General features: G+C 63.4%; 1 protein-coding gene. It reads left to right on the top strand.

The window, feature by feature from the left end; genetic code table 11:
- A partial coding sequence (locus BST11_RS28305) for a hypothetical protein (protein WP_211284810.1) occupies positions 1-195 on the top strand: 195 nt, incomplete at its 5' end.
- Positions 196-235 lie beyond the last annotated feature (40 nt).

The raw sequence follows: 235 nt of genomic DNA, 5'->3' as shown, positions 1-235 counted from the left end.
TTCGACGTAGAGCCAAACGTCACCCTCGTCGCCGGCGGCATGCCGTCAATACAGACGCAGCGTATGGGAGGCGATGCCGGCGTAGGGGTCACCAGCCTCATGTGCAACTTCAACACGGTCGCTAGCGAAATCACCTTGGACTGGCCACTTGCCAGCGCTCAACCCTGGGCCGTCATGGCTCAGCCCATCGGGTGATCTCGTTGGGAGGCATTGCGCGGCGAAAGCCGCCACCGCC

The organism is Mycobacterium alsense (assembly GCF_002086635.1).
Lineage (GTDB): Bacteria > Actinomycetota > Actinomycetes > Mycobacteriales > Mycobacteriaceae > Mycobacterium > Mycobacterium alsense.
The sequence above is the reverse complement of the archived record's forward strand: the minus strand, read 5'-3'. Positions and strand labels throughout refer to the sequence as shown.